Below are 15,757 nucleotides of genomic sequence, written 5' to 3'. Positions count from 1 at the left end.
AAAAAGAATTAGGAATATCGGGTTTGAAATTAAATTGTGTACTAATCGGTACAAATTGGCGCAAAAAAAAGTCAGTGCAGCACCGCTAGCTGAAGATCAATGAGTTCGTGCAGCTGGGCATTGTCGGGGTACAGGCGGCGGGTAATGCTGAGGCCATTCCAGAGCGTGAGCAGGTGGCGGGCCAGCAGGCGGGCATCGGTGGGGTTGGTGAGCTGGCCGCTGGCCTGGGCTTGCTGAATGACGGTAAAGAACAGGCCCTCCAGCTGCAGCAGTAGCCGCCCGGACTCCTGCTGCAGGGCCGGGTCAAGCACCGACATTTCCACGACCGTGTTGCCCAGGTAGCAGCCCTTTTCGTGGGCATCCGGGGCGGCGGTGGCAATGCGCCGGAAGTAGTCCTTTACCTCCTCTAGGGGCTGCGCGCTGGCGGCTACCCGCTGCGCGAGCTGCTGGAAAGTAGCCTGGTGAAACTGATGCACCGTTTTGACAAACAGCTCTTTTTTACCACCTGGAAAGGCCAGGTAGAAGCTGCCCTTGCCGATGCCCATGGCCGCCAGCAGCTCCTCAGTAGATGCCGCAGCGTAGCCCAGCCGCCAAAAAACGCGCTGCGCCCGCTCAATCACGGCGTACTCATCAAACAGTTTGGGTCTTCCAGCCACGGCTCGCAACGGATTATTGTACTTGCTGGTACAATAGTAGGCAATATTATTTAATAACTTGCTAATAGCCTATCCGAATTGTCTCTACGTGCGGTACCACGACTGCATGCCGGGGTATTATGCGAGCAGTAGCCGGGGCTACCCTGCGCTTCTGATGCTTGCTAAAAATTCGGTAGGCCGACGCCTCACTACCTGAAAGAGGGCGCTGCTCAACACAAGTAATATATTGTAGCACAATGCGTAGCCCACTTCCTCCGCTGTGTGTTGGCCTTCGATGAGCAGTTCCATGGCGGCCGTGATGCGGCGCAGCTTCAGCCCCAGGCTGCTACCGAGTCGTGCATCATCTCGACCGGCATGTTCGTGAGCTATCTGCTTGAGCCTAAGTTCGGGGTGGTTGACATCACCAAAAGCGAAATGCAAGCGCTGGGCAGCCTTGACACCGCCGTTACGCTGACCACGCCGGACAATGTTGGCCTGCTGACCGCCGAAACCATGTTTGCTGAAACTACCATCAAGAACGAGGTGGTGCTTCTGGGCGGCGATGCCGTGACCTACGGCGAGGTAGCCGACAAGTTGGCCGCGGCACTCCACCGCCCGTTCGGCCGCTTGGAATGGACCGTGCCCTTGCTGATGGAAGATCTGGTGCGAGACCCGCAGAATATGATGCGTAAGTACCGCGCCGCTTTTGCCCAAGGGCGTGGGGTGGCCTGGCCCAAAGACGGGACGTTCAACCAGCGCCACGCCCTGCTGGTCACCGATGTGGCCGCGTGGATGGACGCCAACCTCGGCCTTGGCTAAAAGGGTAGCCCAAAGGGCAACCAGAGCGCTTGGAGCGTATCGAAAAAGTGTGGGGCAACGACGCGGGAGGGATGCTTCGGTAGGCGTAGCGCAACCGCCTTTTTGAGCGTTTGCATTAAACCATTCATGAATTAACTATTTGGTGATCAGCACGTGCTGGCTCAGGGCGGGCTGGCCTGCGGGGCGCACCACCAACTGGTACACGCCGGGGGCCACACCGGCCAGCGGCACCTGGAACTGGTTGGCGCCGGCGGCAAGCCGCGGGTGCAGCGTGACCACGCGCTGGCCTAGGGCGTTCAGCAGCTCCACCGTTACGGCTTGGGCCGTGGCCAGGCGCAGGCTGGCGGTGAGGGTGTAGCCGCTGGCCGGGTTGGGGAAGGCGGTGAGGCCGGCCGCCGTGGCCGCCGCGCCGCTGCGGGCCGCCAAAGGTGATTGGGTGGCCCAGTCGGCCAGCCTGTCCTTGGCAATGATGTCGTTGTCATTATACAAGCTGGTGAGGAAGGCCACGGGCTGGGTGCGGATGTAGCTGCCCTGCCAGGCGCAAAACCACGACCACCACGTGGCATAGCCCCGCGCCTGGGCGGGATTCACCAGGCTCTCGCTCTCGGTGAGGGCAATGAGCTTGGTGGGGGCCAGGGCCCGCATGGCGGTCCAGTTGCCCGAGATGTTCACGTTGGGGTCGGGCGTCGCGGACGATTGGTAGATGTCGTCGCCGGCCACGTCCACGTAGGCGTCGCCCGGGTACCAGGCCGCGTCAGGCGTAGCGTTGGCCGAGTACACCCAAATTAGGTTGTGCAGCTGGTGGCGCACCGTGAGGCGGGTGTAGAGCAGCTGCCAGAGCTTCTTGAAATTGTCGGGGCCCTGGTTGCCCCACCAGAAAAACGTACCCGGGGTTTCGTGCAGCGGCCGCCACAGCACGGGCACACCAGCCACCTGAAACTTCTTGAGCTGCACGGCAATCAGGTCGATGTCGGCCAGCAGCAAGTGGTACTTCGTACCGGCCGTGTCGGCCAGCGCGGCGGCGAAGTTGAAGTTTGTGTTGGTGGTGTAAAAAGCACCGTCCGGGCTGCTGGTCGGGTTGGCGGTCGTCACGTTGTCGGCGGGGGCGCGCCAGTGCCAGATCAGGGCGGTGATGCCGCGGCCGTTGCCGCTGCGGCTCCAGCCCAGGTAGCGCTCGGTGGTGCCGCTGGGCGTGCCATACTTGGCCACCGGCGCGGCCGAGTAGTCGAATATGTCCATGCTCACGATGGCCGGCTCCTTGCCGGTAGTGGCCAGCACATAGCTCACTTCCGAGTTGGCGCGGCCGTAGTTATCGTCCTGCTGGCCCGACAGGATTTTGTTGCCGTACAAATCGACCAGGTAGCCGTGCAGCGCTTTGGCAGCGGGCGTGGCCAGCGGGTCGGAGAGTTGCTTGGCCGGCTTGGGCGGGGGGGCCACCGAGGCGGCCGTCAGCTGCACGTAGTCCACGCCATAGTAGCCGTAGTTGCCGCCGATGGTGACGGTGGTCAGGCCCGCGGGCAGCAGGACGGTACCGGCGTCGGCGGCGGCAAAATCGGCCCCGGCGGTGGTGCTGGCAAACGAAACGGTCGACTTGGACCCGTTCACGTCCAGGTTGGCCACCTTCGGGCCGTAGGGCGACGTGTAGCCCACCGCCAGCTTATAGAGGCCCGCAGTGGGGTTGTCGAAGGTGATGGCCACGTTCTTAGCGTCGTTGTTGTCGAAGCCCGTGACGAAGCCCGCGCCGGAAAACCCGGTGGGCGTGGTGGCCACCGTCACGCCGCTCAGCACGCCGGCCTCGGCCTCGGCGCGGCCGTTGGTGAGGGGCACCACGGTGGTTTGGGCCCAGCCGGCTAGGGGGGCCAGCACGGCCCCGGCCAACGCCAGGCCGCGGCCCCAGCGGCCCAGCGAGTCGAGTAGAGAAGAATGCATAAAAGCGGGTAAAAAAGTGAAAAGGAAGGAGAAGTAAGCAGCTAAAAAGCAGGCGTTTTGGCGGCCGCAAGCAGCAGCTACAGAAATCGTTTGCGGTGTTTGTAAAAGTAGGTTAATCAACTACTTGACTTTAATACTAATCCGGCAATTGCTTGCACTTAACCTGCCATTGCTGGCGGGCCTTGGCGGGGTAGGGGCCCTGGGCCCGGCGGCCCCCTGGCCGGAGCGGGGCCCCCGGGCTCCTGGCGGCCCGGGGCCCTACCTTCGGGAACCGGTGGCCGCCAGGGCCCTGGGGGCCCCACGCATGCCTACTCACCTCCGCTTTTTTCTTCGCAAACCGTTGCTGCTGGTCTTGTTGGCCGCGGCTGCGCCCGCCGTGCCGGGGCACGCCCAGGCCCAGGGCCCCCCGCCCGAAGCGCCCGCTATGGCCAGCTACCGCGGCCAGTCGTTTCCGCAGCGGCGCACGCCCATCGAGGCGCTGCCCCTGGGCGGGCAGGCCGAAATTCTGCGCCTGGAAACGCTCCTCTCCCAAGCCTACGGGGCCCTAACGGCCAGCCCCACCGCCGCCGTGTTCCCACCCATCCTGGCCGAAGCCGTGGCCCAGGCTGCCGAGCAGGCCGCCGCCGTCGAGCCCACCTGGAACCAGGATGCCTACCGCCGCGAGGCCGCCTTCTACGCCGCCGAAGAGGCGCGCCGCCACCCCGCCGGGGCCCCGCGCCCGGCTCCGGCCGCCCCAAAAAGAACGGGCGGCCGGCCATAAGCCAGCCGCCCGTTTGGCGTCGTTCGCCCCGGTGCGGGGCGCGCAAAAGCTGTGCTACGGCGCTTGGCTGGTCAGCGTAAACTCATCAAAGTCAGCCACGGCCGTGGCGGGGCCCTGCGCCAGCACACCCACCCGAATGCCGCGGTCCCAGGGCGGAAGGTAGGCGCCGCTGGTGGCGGTGCCGGTGGTCAGGGGGGCCCAGGTACGGCCTTCGTCGGTGCTGTAGGCGAAGGTAAACTGGGTGTTGCGGCGGGCCTGCAGGCGCAGGCGCAGGGGCCCCGCGCCGGCGGGTAGGGCGGTTTCCACCAGCACTTCTTCCTGGCCCTTGGCGCGGCGCACCAGGCGCAGGCGGCCGTCGCCGGCCAGCAGGGCCAGGGCGTTGTCGGGGTCGCCGAGGGCGGCCAGGCCGGCGGCGGTGCCGGCGGGCAGGGCCCCCGGGTGTAGCAGCGTGGCGGTGGCATCGTAGTCGGCCACGTACACGGTGTGGCCCAGGGCCGCGCCGCCGTGGTCGGGCCGCGCGCTGAGGTGCAGTTGGCCATCGCGCACGGCCGCCGTGGGCTGGTACTCCACCGGCCACTGCCAGGCCAGGCCCAGCGCGGTGCCGTCGAAGCCATCGCGCACGGCCGGCGCGGGCCGCGCCGGGGCCCCCGTGGCCACCCCGCCGCCGGCAAACACCGGCCAGCCGCTGGGGCCCCAAGTAAATTCGCTGAGCACGCCCTGGCGGCCCACCATTTGGCTGCCGGCCACGGCGGCGTAGGCGTGGTGCAGCAGGTACCAGCGGCCGTTGCGCTCCACGGCGGTGCCGTGGCCGGGGCACCTCCAGGCCGCGTTTTGGGTGAGGATGGGGTTGCGGGCGTACTTCTCCCAGGGCCCCAGCAGGGTGCGGGCGCGGGCCACGCCGGTGGCGTAGGTGCAGCCGCCCCCGCAGCAGCCGTTGGCCGCGTAAAAGGCATAGAAGTAGCCGCCGTGGCGCACCATGCTCACGCCCTCCACGAGGTTGCCTTCCCAGGGCGCGGTGTTGCGGAAAAGCTCGGTTTTGGTGCCCGTGAGGGCGGTGCGGGCCGCGTTCATCGGCTGCGCCCAGATGGGCGTGGGCTTGTTCGCGCTGTTGCCGTCCTCCTTCCAAATAAGGTAGGGCTGGCCCTTCTCGTCGCGCATCGGGAAGGCGTCAATCGAGCCGTCGGGCTGGCCCACCAGCGGGCCGTGGTCGCGGTAGGGGCCCTCGGGGCGGTCGGCGCTGGCCACGCCCACGGCCAGGTTGCCGCCGCGCTTGTGCGCCGTGTAAAAGATGTAGGTTTTGCCGCCGTCCTGGCTGATTTCGGGGGCCCAGAAGTAGTAGTCGGCCCAGGCCGGGCGCTCGCCGCCAAACACGCTGCCCGCCAGCGTCCAGTCCGTCAGGTTGGTCGATTTCAGCAGCGGAAACACGGGGCCCCAGTTCGACGACGTGGCCGTGGCCCAGTAAGTATTCCCAATTTTCACCACCGATGGGTCGGGGAAATCGCCCGGCAGCACGGGGTTGGCCAGGGCAATGGCCGCGGAGGCAGTGGTGGCGGGGGCGGCAGCAGGGCTCAGGCGCTGGCCCTGGGCTCCGGGCCGGGCGGCGCCCAACAGCCCCAGCCCCAACACGCAGCGGTAAAAAGTCGTAGTTCTCATGCGCCGAAAGTAATGAACCGGGGCCCTAAGCCACCCGCCAGGGCCCCAGCAAGCGGCGCGGCCGCCGCTGGCAAGGCCAGCCGTTCGCCCAAGCGCGGGCCCGCGGGGTTAGCCGATTTTACCGGGCAAATTACTGCCTGAAAGCTTCATGAAACGCACGTTAAATGGACTCTTTTTATGGGTAAATGTGCTAACGTTTTTGTTGACATAATGACTTGGATACAAGCGTATTATAATAAAAATGAGATCAAATTTAATGCAAACGTTTGTTCTAATTAATAAAATTTCCCATCTTTAGGCTTGTCTAGCAATTATTTCCCCACCCTTTCATCCCCTCCCGCCATGCCCATTGCCGCCATCGCCGCCGATTTCCACCGCCGTTTTGGCCACGAGCCCCTGCTGGTGCGGGCCCCTGGCCGCATCAACCTCATCGGGGAGCACACCGACTACAACGACGGCCTAGTGCTGCCCGCCGCCATCAACAAGGAGATTTTCTTCGCGGTGGGCCTGAACGGCAGCGATACGGTGCGGCTGGTGTCGTTCGACAAGGCCGATGCTTACGACGTGGCGGTGGCCGACGTGGCGCCCAGCAAGCACTTGTGGGCCAATTACTTGTTGGGCGTAGTGGCCCAGTTCCAGAAGCACGGCGTGGCGGTGCCGGGCTTCGATTGCGTATTCGGCGGCAACGTACCGATGGGGGCGGGCATGTCATCGTCGGCTGCCATCGAGTGCGGGCTGGCGTTTGCCCTCAACGAGCTGCTGCACACGGGCTTCGACCGCATGACGCTGGCCAAGATGGGCCAGCAGGCCGAGCACACCTACGCCGGCGTGATGAGCGGCCTCATGGACCAGTTTGCCAGCCTGCACGGCCGCGCCGGCCACGTGGTGCGCCTCGACTGCCGCTCGTTCGACTATGAGTACTTCCCCTTCGCCGCCGACCAGTACCACCTCGTGCTGTGCAACTCGGGCGTGAAGCACTCGCTGGCCAGCTCCGAGTACAACAAGCGCCGCCAGGAATGCACCCAGGGCGTGGCCGTACTCCAAAAAACGCACCCCGAAATTAAGAGCCTGCGCGACGCCACCCTGGCCCAAGTGGAGGCCGCGCACGACGCCATGGGCGACGTGGTGTACCGCCGTTGCCGCTACGTGGTGCAGGAAAACCAGCGCGTGCAGGAAGCCTGCGACGCCTTGAAGGCCAACGACATGGCCGCCGTGGGCCAAGCCATGTTCGGCTCGCACGCCGGCCTGCGCGACGACTACCAGGTGAGCTGCCCGGAGCTGGACGCGCTGGTGGAAATGGCCCGCCCGCTGCCCGGCGTGCTGGGGGCCCGCATGATGGGCGGCGGCTTCGGTGGCTGCACCATCAACCTGGTGGCCGTGGCCGAGGTCGACGCGTTTGTGGCCGCGATGGAAAAGGCGTTTGAGCTGCGCTACCACGATAAGCTCGAGACCTACCACACGGTCATCGTGGGCGGCGTGAGCGAGCTGCGCGACGCCACCGTGGCCGCCTAAATCCATCCCTTTTCCTCCCTTTTGCGTTTCCCGCCCATGTCCGATTCCGCCTTCGACCCCACCCACCAATCGCACCGCCGCTACAACCCGCTCACCGGGGACTGGCTGCTGGTGTCGCCCCACCGCGCCCTGCGCCCCTGGCAGGGCCAGCAGGAAAAAACGCCCCCCGACAACCGCCCCGCCTACGATCCCACCTGCTACCTGTGCCCCGGCAACGTGCGCGCCAACGGCGCCCACAACCCGCCGTACACCGGCACGTTCCGGTTCGACAACGACTTTGCGGCCTTGCAGCCCGACGGGCCCGCGGGCGGCATCAACATTGACAACCTGCTGATTGCGGAGGCCGAAACCGGCGTGGGCCGCGTCATCTGCTTCTCGCCGCGGCACGACTTGACCTTGCCCGAAATGACCCCGGAGGCCATCCGCGGGGTGGTGGACGTGTGGGTGGACGAGTACCAGACCCTGGGGGCCCGGCCGGACATCAACTACGTGCAGATTTTCGAGAACAAGGGCTTCATCATGGGCTGCTCGAACCCGCACCCGCACGGCCAAATCTGGGCCCAGCACACCGTGCCGGTTGACCCCGCCAAGGAAACCGTGCAGCAGGCCAAGTACTTCGAGGAGCACGGCCGCACGCTGCTCACCGACTACCTGGCCACCGAGCTGCGCGAAAAGCAGCGCGTCGTCATCGAAAACGATACGTGGGTGGTGCTGGTGCCGTTCTGGGCCACCTGGCCCTTCGAAACGCTGCTGCTGCCGCGCCGCGCCGTGGCCTCGCTGGAGCTGCTGAACGACGCCGAGAAGAACGACTTGGCCGACATCCTGCGCCGCCTCACCATTCGCTACGACAACCTATTCGAGCTGTCGTTCCCGTACTCGGCCGGCTGGCACCAGCGCCCCACCGACGGCCAGGAGCACCCCGAGTGGCACCTGCACATGCACTTCTACCCGCCGCTGCTGCGCTCGGCCACGGTGCGCAAGTTCATGGTGGGCTATGAGATGCTGGCCAACCCCCAGCGCGACGTGACGGCCGAGTGGGCCGCCGAACGTCTGCGCTCATTACCCGAAGTCCACTACAAGCAAACGGCGGCCGCTACCGCCGCGCCCGTGGCCGACGAAGTGGCTCCGCCCGAAGCGCCCGCCAAGTAGGGCCCCACGGGTTGCAACAACCGACAAAAGCCCCGCCAATCATCGATTGGCGGGGCTTTTGTCGGTTGGGGGCCGGGCGGGCTACTGGCCCGAGGGCACGGCCAGTACTTGGTCGGCGGGCACGGGCTGGCCGAAGTCGGGCGTGCCGTCGGGGCGCCACGTGAAGCGCTGCATCCGCGGGGTGCGCTTGGGGCCGCAGCCCTGGTCGGGCGCGCTGTTGGCATGGTAAAGGAACCAGTTCTCCTTGCCGTCGGGCGAGGTGAAAAAGGAGTTGTGGCCCGGCGCGTACACCTTGTTTTCGGGCGACTGCTGGAACACGGGCGTGGGAGTTTTCGTCCACGACGCGGGGTTGCGCAAGTCGCTGTTCGCGTTGGCAGTAAGCATGCCGAGTACGTAAAAATCCGTCCAGCAGCCGCTGGCCGAGTACACCAAAAACAGCTTGTTGCCGTGCCTAATCACTTCGGGGCCCTCGTTCACGGCCACGTGGGCCGGGTCGTTGGCGCCGTGCAGGTCGCCGTTGCGCTCCCAGGGGTAGGTGGGGGTGGAGATGCGCACCCGCGGGCCGGCCAGCGTCCAGGGGTTTTTCATTGGGGCCAGGTAAATGTCCTGGCGGCCGTTCACGCGCCCGTCCCAGCCCGACCAGACGAGGTACAACCGCCCATTGTTGATGAACACCGAGCCGTCGATGGCCCACATGTCGGCGGCCGGGTCGGCCAGCTTGCCGCGGTCGGTCCAGGTGCCCAGCAGCGGGTCGGGCGAGGCGTTTTCGAGCACCCAGAGGCGGTGCGAGGGGTTATCGCCGGCGTCGGCGGCGTAGTAGAGGTACCACTTGCCGCGCAGGAAGTGCAGCTCGGGGGCCCAAATGTGCTGGCTGTTGGGCCCCGTGGCGGGCGGCGTCCACACCACGCGGTGCTCGGCGTGCTTAAGGTCAGCCAGGTTCTTGGTTTTCCAGAGCGTGAGGTTGTCGCCGGTCGTGTTGGTGTAGTAGTAGTAGCCGTCGTGGTAGATGCTCCACGGGTCGGCCCCCACCGGCAGCAGCGGGTTGGTGAACGTGGCCGCCGGCGGGGCCCCCGTGGCCGGCACCAGGGGCCCGGGGCCCCGCGGCTGCCGGGTGCAGGCGGGCAGGAGCGCCAGCGCCAGCAGTAGTGCGCCCAAAAGCCGCGTCATTCCTCGAAAAGTGCGCATCGCAAAGCCGTAGTAAAGTGAGGGGTAGGGCCCCGGGGCCCTACTTGCCGTTGGTTTTCTTGATCAGGTCCGCCTCGTCCTGGTGGTAGGGGGTGCCGTCTTTGCGGAACACCTCGTGGAACCACTCGGTGGGCTCCGAGCCGTCGGCAATCGGCACGTCCCACTGGTACTTGGTGTTTGTTTTGCCGTCCACCAATCCCCAGTTGATGGCGGCCACGTTGTACTTCTTCAGCAGGGGCATGATGTTGACGAAGCGCGAGTTGCGGGGCCGGGCCATGTACTCGGTGCAGAGTAGCGGGCGGCCGTGGGTGGCGAGCAGCGAAATGATGCGCTCGTGCAGCGGCACCTCGTCGTAGCAGTGGTAGGTGATGACGTCGGAGTGCAGGGCCTGGTACGTGTTCAGGGGCCCGTAGGCGGGTTCCCAGTTCCAGAGGCCGGCGCTCAGGGGCTGGTCGGGGCGCACCGCGGTGGCCCAGGCAAACACGTTGCGCAGCAGCGGCAGCGAGGCCAGGCCCTTGCCGTTGTTGCCCGGCTCGTTGTACAAGTCCCAGAGCAAGATGCGCTTGTCGTGGGCGAAGCTCGTGAGCACGTCCGTCACGTAGGGCCGCAGCTGCGCGAAGGTGGCCGAGTCGCGCGAGGCCGGGTCGCCGGGGTCCTGGGCCCAGCCCGAGTTGTGAACGCCGGGCTTGGGCGCCGGCTGGGGCCCCGCCTTGGGGTCCTTGTTCCAGCAATCGTCGAAAAACACCAAAATGGTGCTGATGTGGTGCTTGTCGGCAATGGCCAGGTAGTCGCCCACGCGCTTTTTGAAGCCCGCCGGGTCTTCCTTCCACGCCAGGCTGTGCAAAAACACGCGCATCGTGTTGAAGCCGATGCCCTCGGCCCAGCCCAGCTCCTTGTCGATGGTTTGCGGGTCGAAGGTGGCGGCTTGCCACATTTCAAGCTGGTTGATGGCCGTGCTGGGCGTGAAGTTGGCGCCCGACATCCACGGGCGGGCGGCGTACCAGGCGTTGGCCTTGGCGGTGGTCCAGCGGGGGGCCTGGGCGGCGGCCGTGGCCGCGGCGGCGCCCTTGGTTTTGGTTTTAACCTTTTGGGCGTGGGCCCCGGGGGCCCCCAGCAGCGCCACGAGCAAAAGCAGGAACGAGAATTTCTTCATGCGGGAAAAAGGGAAAAGGAATTGGAAAGCAGGTAGACATGGAATAGTTATTCGCCCGAAGGCACGGCCTGGGGCGTGGCCAACGCGGCCGGGGCCCCAAAGTCGGGGGTGCCGTCGGGGTGCCAGCCGAAGCGCTGGGCCCGGGTGCTGCGCCCCTCGCACTTGCCATCGGCGGCGGCCTTGGCGTGGTAGATGAGCCAGTTTTCGCGCCCGTCGGGCGAGGTGGTGAAGGCGTTGTGGCCGGTGCCCCACACGCCGTTTTCGGCCGAGGGACGGAAGACCGGCTCCGGCGCTTTCGCCCACGAATCGGCCCGCAGCGGGTCGGCCCCGGGGCGGGCCGTGAGCAGGCCCAGGCAGTAGTTATCGTCCCAGCAGGCGCTGGCCGAGTACACGATAAAAAGCTGCCCTTGCTTACCCGCCAGAAACTCGGGGCCCTCCAGAATCTGGCGGCCGCCGCCTTTTTCCCAGGCGTGGGTGGGCCGGGCGATGATGGTTTCGCGGGCTGCGTCCAGCGTCCAGGCATTGGTCATCGGGGCAATGGCCAGCACGCTTTGGGCCCCCACGTAGGCCGAATACAGGAAGTAGCGCCGGCCGCCGTGCGCAAACACCGAGCCGTCGAGGCCCGGGTAGCGGGTGTTCACCCGGCCCTTGTCGGCCCAGGTGCCAGCGGTAGGGTCGGGGCTGGCGTTTTCCAGCACAAACACGTAGCGCGTCTGGTCGCCGGCGTTGGCCCGGTCGGAAGCCGTGTAGTAGAGGTACCACTTGCCGCCGAGGAAGTGCAGCTCGGGGGCCCAGATTTGGGTGGAGTGGGGCCCCGCGGCGGGCGGCGTCCACACCACCGTGCCGAGGGCATCCTTCAGGCCCTCAAGGGTTTTTGACTTCCAGAGGGTGATGTTTTTGCCCGTCGTGTGGGTGTGGTAGTAGTAGCCGCCGTGGCGCACCACCCACGGGTCGGGCCCGTCGGCCTGCAAGGGGTTGGTGAAGGTGCGGCCGGCCGCGGGGCCCTGGGCTTGGGCGGCCGGCCGGGCCCCGAGCAGCGCCAGCAAAAGCAACAGTTGGCAACGCATGGGCAGGAGGGCGGAGGCAAAGGCGTGGGGGGCGCCGGGTGGGAGGGGGCGGGCAGGGGCCCCGCCCGCCGCCGGGGTAGCCGCCGGGCAGGAGGGGGCGCGGACCCCGGGAAGCGCCCCGGCGCCCGCGCAAGCAAACGTTCGCCACGAACCACCCCAAAGGAGCAAAAAATGCTATTCCGGGCCGGGCCGAAACCACCGTGGCGTCACCGCCCGCAAGGTATAGGTTATTTTGCGATTCGTGCAAACGTTTGCACCTATATTTGGAAAATGCCACCTTTGGCTGGCCCCTGTGAGCCAGGCGCTACCGCCGCCCACTGCCCGTTTTGGCCCGTTTCCCTTTTCCTGCCCGCCCCATGCCCGTTCCCGATTCCCGCCGCACCTTTTTGCGCCTGGCCGCCGCGGCCGGCGGCCTGCTGGCCCTGCTGCCCGGCCGCAACGCCCGCGCCGCCGCCCGCACCTACACCAACCCCGTGGTGCCGCGCAACTTCCCCGATCCGGCCGTGCTGCTGCACCAGGGCACGTACTACGCCTTTGGCACCACCGGGCAGGGGCGCACGGCCGACGGGCGCATCTTCAGCGTGTTGGTTTCCAAGGATTTGGTGAAATGGCGCGACGCGGGCGGGGCCCTGGTGCCGCCGCCCGGCAGCGCGGGGCTCGACTTTTGGGCCCCCGAGGTGGTGCTGCACGAAGGCACGTTTTACATGTACTACTCGCGGGGCGGCGGGGCCATTGCGGCCACCCAGGGGCACCGCTTGCACGTAGCAACCAGCCAGTTGCCCCAGGGGCCCTACACCGAAGTGGCGGCGCTCGACGTGCCGGAAAGTAAGTTCACCATCGACGCGCACCCGTTCCGCGACGACGACGGGCAGTGGTACTTGTTCTACGCCCGCGATTTCATTGATTCGGACGGCGGTTACTTCCCCGGCACCGGCCTGGCCGTGGACCGCCTGGCCACCATGACCCGCCTGGCCCAGCAGCCGCGTACCGTGCTGCGCGCCCGCCACCCCTGGACGATTTTTGAGGCCAACCGCCGGATGCCGCTCTATGATAACCAAGTGTTTGCGCAGTGGCACACGCTGGAGGGGCCTTTCGTGCGCCGCCACGGCGGCAAATACTACTGCTTTTACAGCGGGGCCAACTTCCTGACCGACCGCTACGGCGTCGATTTTTGCGTGGCCGACACCGTCCTGGGGCCCTACTCGGAGGCCGGCGGCGGGGCCGGGGCGCGGGTGCTGCACGCGGTGCCGGGCCACGTGCGGGGCCCCGGCCACCACTCGCACACCCTGGGCCCCGACGGCCGCACCGAGTACCTGGTGTACCACGCCTGGAATCCGCAAATGACGGAGCGCCAGCTCTGTATCGATAAGCTGGCCTGGACGAACGAAGGGCCCCGCTGCCTGGGGCCCACCTACGCGCCGCAGCCGCTGCCGGGCTAGGCGCGGGGCCCCGGTGGGGTGCCGGTGGTGCCCCGCGGGATTGCACAGATTTTGCGTGGATATTTGCGCTGCGGTTTTCTCTGCTTCCTTTCTAACCCCCCCCGCCCGTTGGCTTCCAAGCGCGCTTCCATCACCGACATGGCCACGGCCCTGGGCGTGTCGGTGTCCACCATTTCGCGGGCCCTGAGCAACCACCCCAGCATCAGCGACGCCACCAAAAAGCGCGTCACCAAGCTGGCCAAGGAGCTGAATTACCACCCCAACCACATGGCCGCGGGCCTGCGCAAGGGCCGCAGCAACATGCTGGGCGTGCTGGTGCCGCACATCGACGGCCACTTCTTTACGATGGTGGTGAAGGGCATCGAAACGGTGGCCACCAAGGCGGGCTTCAACATCCTCATCTGCCAGTCGAACGAAGACGTGGCCCACGAGCGCAAGAACATCGAAACCCTCATCAACGCCCAGGTGGAGGGCATTCTGGTCTCGCTGGCCCGCACCACGCGCGACTTCAAGCACTTCGACAAGGCTGCTAAGCGCGACCTGCCGCTGGTGTTTTTCGACCGCATTCTGGAGGGGCGCGACGTGAACGCCGTGGTGCTCGACGACCGCGAAGGGGCCTACCAGAGCACGCGGCACCTGCTGGCCCAGGGCTGCCGGCGCATTGCCCACTTCGCGGGGCCCCAGCACCTGAACATCTACAAAAACCGCCGCCAGGGCTACCTCGATGCCCTGCGCGAGTACGACGTGCCCTTCGACGAGGCCCTGGTTTTTACCAGCGACATGCGTCTGGAGGACGGCAGCCAGGGCATGGAGCAGCTGCTGAAGCTGCCGGTGCGGCCCGACGCTGTGTTTTCGGCCAGCGATGTTTCGGCCGTGGGGGCCCTGCAGGTGCTGAAAAAGCGCGGCCTGCGCGTGCCCCAGGACGTGGCCCTGGCGGGCTTCAGCAACGAGCTGTTTTCGTCGTTCACCGAGCCCATGCTCACCACCGTGGACCAGCGCTGCGAGCAAATGGGCCAGGCCGCCGCCCGCCTGCTGCTCGAAATTCTGGGCGAAAAGCGCCAGAACGTGTCGCCGCGCCGGGTGCTGCTTCAGCCCGATTTGCTGGTGCGCGCCTCGTCGCTGCGGGGCTAGTGGGGCCCCCCGCCAAAGCCCCGGCGCCAACCCTGGCCCCGCCGGCCGCGTTCGAAGGCGTGGACGTGTGCACGAACGACGGATGAGATTAGGCTTGCTTTTGCCCGGGGTGCTATGGCTTGCGGGAGGCGCTGCGCAGGCCCAGGCCCCCGCCGCCGCCGATTCGGTGCGCCGCCCCACCCAGGACCTGGGCGACCTGGTGCGGCGGGTGCTGCCGCCCCGGCCCGCCCGCCCGGCCCCCGATTCGGGGCGCGTGCGGCCCCCGCGGGCGGTGGCGGTGGTGGTGCTGCCGGCCGTGGGCTACACCCTGGAGGCGCGGCTGCTGGCCTCGGTCACGGCCAGCATCACGTTTCGGCGGCCGGGGGCCAACGTGTCGGTGTTCTCCAACACGCTCACCTACACCCAGAACCGGCAGCTGGTGCTGTCGGTGAACGGGGCCGTGTGGCGGCCCGCCAACCGCAGCCTGTGGCTGAGCGACCACCGCCTGCTTCACTACCCGCAGCTCACCTACGGCTTGGGCAGCGCTACGCGCACCGCCGGGGCCGTGGCCATGGACTACAACCTGCTGCGCCTGCACCAGAGCTACTACCACCGCGTGGGGCCCGCCGGGGCCCTCTACGCCGGGGTGGGCTACTTCCTCGACCAGCGCTGGAACATCACGAGCCAGGGCCCCGACGGGCAGCCGCTGGCCGAAATTGCGGGCTACCGCCGCGGCGTGGCCGGGCGCTCCACCTCGTCGGGCGTGGTGGCGTCGGTGCTGCGCGACACCCGCGCCAACCCGCTGCGCCCGGCCGCCGGCGAGTCGTACCTGATTGTGGTAGCGCGCGCCAACCTGCGCGCCCTGGCCTCGGATGCCTCCTACGGCGGGGTGCAGTTTGACACCCGGCGCTACCTGCCGGCCGGCCGGCCGGGCAACGTGCTGGCCTTCTGGCTCTACGGCGAGTTCGTGGCCTCGTCGGCGCCCTACCTCGACCTGCCCGCCACCGGCTGGGACACGCACAGCGTGACCGGGCGCGGCTACATCCAGGGGCGCTTCCGGGGCCCCGGCCTGCTCTACGGCGAGGCCGAGTACCGTTTCAACCTCACCCGCTCGCGGGTGCTGGGCGGCGCGGTGTTTGCCAACGCCCAAACGGTGCGGGCCCCCGCCACGGGCTTCCAGCGGGTGGCCCCGGCCGGCGGCGCGGGCCTGCGCCTGTGCCTGAGCAAGAAGGTGGGCACCTTCCTGGCCGTCGATTACGCCGTGGGCGTGCAGGGCTCGCGGGGCGTGTTTTTCAACTTGGGCGAAGTGTTTTAGCGGGGCCCCGGCACCCGGACGCCGGGGCCCC

13 protein-coding genes are annotated in these 15,757 nt (G+C 67.1%); 7 read left to right on the top strand and 6 right to left on the bottom strand.

Annotation, left to right across the window (positions count from 1 at the left end; translation table 11 throughout):
* Positions 1-71: 71 nt before the first annotated feature.
* On the bottom strand, positions 72-656 hold the full coding sequence (locus tag EAH73_RS08765; protein WP_140466116.1) for a TetR/AcrR family transcriptional regulator: 585 nt from the start codon (positions 654-656) through the stop codon (positions 72-74).
* Positions 657-917: 261 nt separating this feature from the next.
* Here EAH73_RS08765 and EAH73_RS08760 point away from each other — a divergent pair, with 261 nt between their 5' ends.
* Positions 918-1,454: a hypothetical protein gene (locus tag EAH73_RS08760; RefSeq protein ID WP_193560196.1), complete on the top strand. Its 537-nt coding sequence runs from the start codon at positions 918-920 to the stop codon at positions 1,452-1,454.
* Between the two features lie 135 nt (positions 1,455-1,589).
* Here EAH73_RS08760 and EAH73_RS08755 read toward each other — a convergent pair whose 3' ends face one another.
* Positions 1,590-3,383, bottom strand: coding sequence for a glycosyl hydrolase (locus tag EAH73_RS08755; RefSeq protein WP_140466115.1), 1,794 nt, complete (start codon positions 3,381-3,383; stop codon positions 1,590-1,592).
* Positions 3,384-3,687: 304 nt separating this feature from the next.
* Between EAH73_RS08755 and EAH73_RS08750 the strand changes: the two genes are divergently transcribed.
* Complete coding sequence (locus EAH73_RS08750) at positions 3,688-4,143, top strand: hypothetical protein (RefSeq protein ID WP_140466114.1); 456 nt, start codon at positions 3,688-3,690, stop codon at positions 4,141-4,143.
* 54 nt (positions 4,144-4,197) lie between these two features.
* Here EAH73_RS08750 and EAH73_RS08745 read toward each other — a convergent pair whose 3' ends face one another.
* Complete coding sequence (locus EAH73_RS08745) at positions 4,198-5,796, bottom strand: family 43 glycosylhydrolase (RefSeq protein ID WP_140466113.1); 1,599 nt, start codon at positions 5,794-5,796, stop codon at positions 4,198-4,200.
* 342 nt (positions 5,797-6,138) lie between these two features.
* Here EAH73_RS08745 and galK point away from each other — a divergent pair, with 342 nt between their 5' ends.
* Positions 6,139-7,308: a galactokinase gene (gene galK, locus EAH73_RS08740; RefSeq protein ID WP_140466112.1), complete on the top strand. Its 1,170-nt coding sequence runs from the start codon at positions 6,139-6,141 to the stop codon at positions 7,306-7,308.
* 36 nt (positions 7,309-7,344) lie between these two features.
* Entirely contained in the window at positions 7,345-8,457 is a 1,113-nt protein-coding gene (locus EAH73_RS08735; RefSeq protein WP_140466111.1) for a UDP-glucose--hexose-1-phosphate uridylyltransferase, read from the top strand.
* A gap of 81 nt (positions 8,458-8,538) precedes the next feature.
* On the opposite strand, the gene EAH73_RS08730 is transcribed toward EAH73_RS08735, so the two are convergent.
* The 3 genes from EAH73_RS08730 to EAH73_RS08715 are packed head-to-tail and all read right to left on the bottom strand — an operon-like array spanning position 8,539 to position 11,862.
* Positions 8,539-9,624: a family 43 glycosylhydrolase gene (locus EAH73_RS08730; RefSeq protein ID WP_140466110.1), complete on the bottom strand. Its 1,086-nt coding sequence runs from the start codon at positions 9,622-9,624 to the stop codon at positions 8,539-8,541.
* A gap of 58 nt (positions 9,625-9,682) precedes the next feature.
* Positions 9,683-10,795, bottom strand: a complete 1,113-nt coding sequence (locus EAH73_RS08725) for a 1,4-beta-xylanase (protein ID WP_161599485.1) — start codon at positions 10,793-10,795, stop codon at positions 9,683-9,685.
* A 47-nt stretch (positions 10,796-10,842) separates the two neighbouring features.
* Positions 10,843-11,862, bottom strand: a complete 1,020-nt coding sequence (locus EAH73_RS08715; protein ID WP_140466108.1) for a family 43 glycosylhydrolase — start codon at positions 11,860-11,862, stop codon at positions 10,843-10,845.
* A gap of 356 nt (positions 11,863-12,218) precedes the next feature.
* Here EAH73_RS08715 and EAH73_RS08710 point away from each other — a divergent pair, with 356 nt between their 5' ends.
* The 3 genes from EAH73_RS08710 (at position 12,219) to EAH73_RS08700 (ending at position 15,726) form a co-directional block, all read left to right on the top strand.
* Entirely contained in the window at positions 12,219-13,301 is a 1,083-nt protein-coding gene (locus EAH73_RS08710; RefSeq protein WP_140466107.1) for a glycoside hydrolase family 43 protein, read from the top strand.
* Positions 13,302-13,409: 108 nt separating this feature from the next.
* On the top strand, positions 13,410-14,432 hold the full coding sequence (locus EAH73_RS08705; protein ID WP_140466106.1) for a LacI family DNA-binding transcriptional regulator: 1,023 nt from the start codon (positions 13,410-13,412) through the stop codon (positions 14,430-14,432).
* 109 nt (positions 14,433-14,541) lie between these two features.
* Positions 14,542-15,726, top strand: a complete 1,185-nt coding sequence (locus tag EAH73_RS08700) for a hypothetical protein (RefSeq protein WP_140466105.1) — start codon at positions 14,542-14,544, stop codon at positions 15,724-15,726.
* The last annotated feature ends 31 nt before the right edge of the window (positions 15,727-15,757 follow it).

This window comes from Hymenobacter nivis, from assembly GCF_006439025.1.
Classification (GTDB): domain Bacteria; phylum Bacteroidota; class Bacteroidia; order Cytophagales; family Hymenobacteraceae; genus Hymenobacter; species Hymenobacter nivis_A.
Note: the sequence above shows the minus strand (reverse complement) of the source record. Positions and strands in the feature narration are given on the sequence as shown.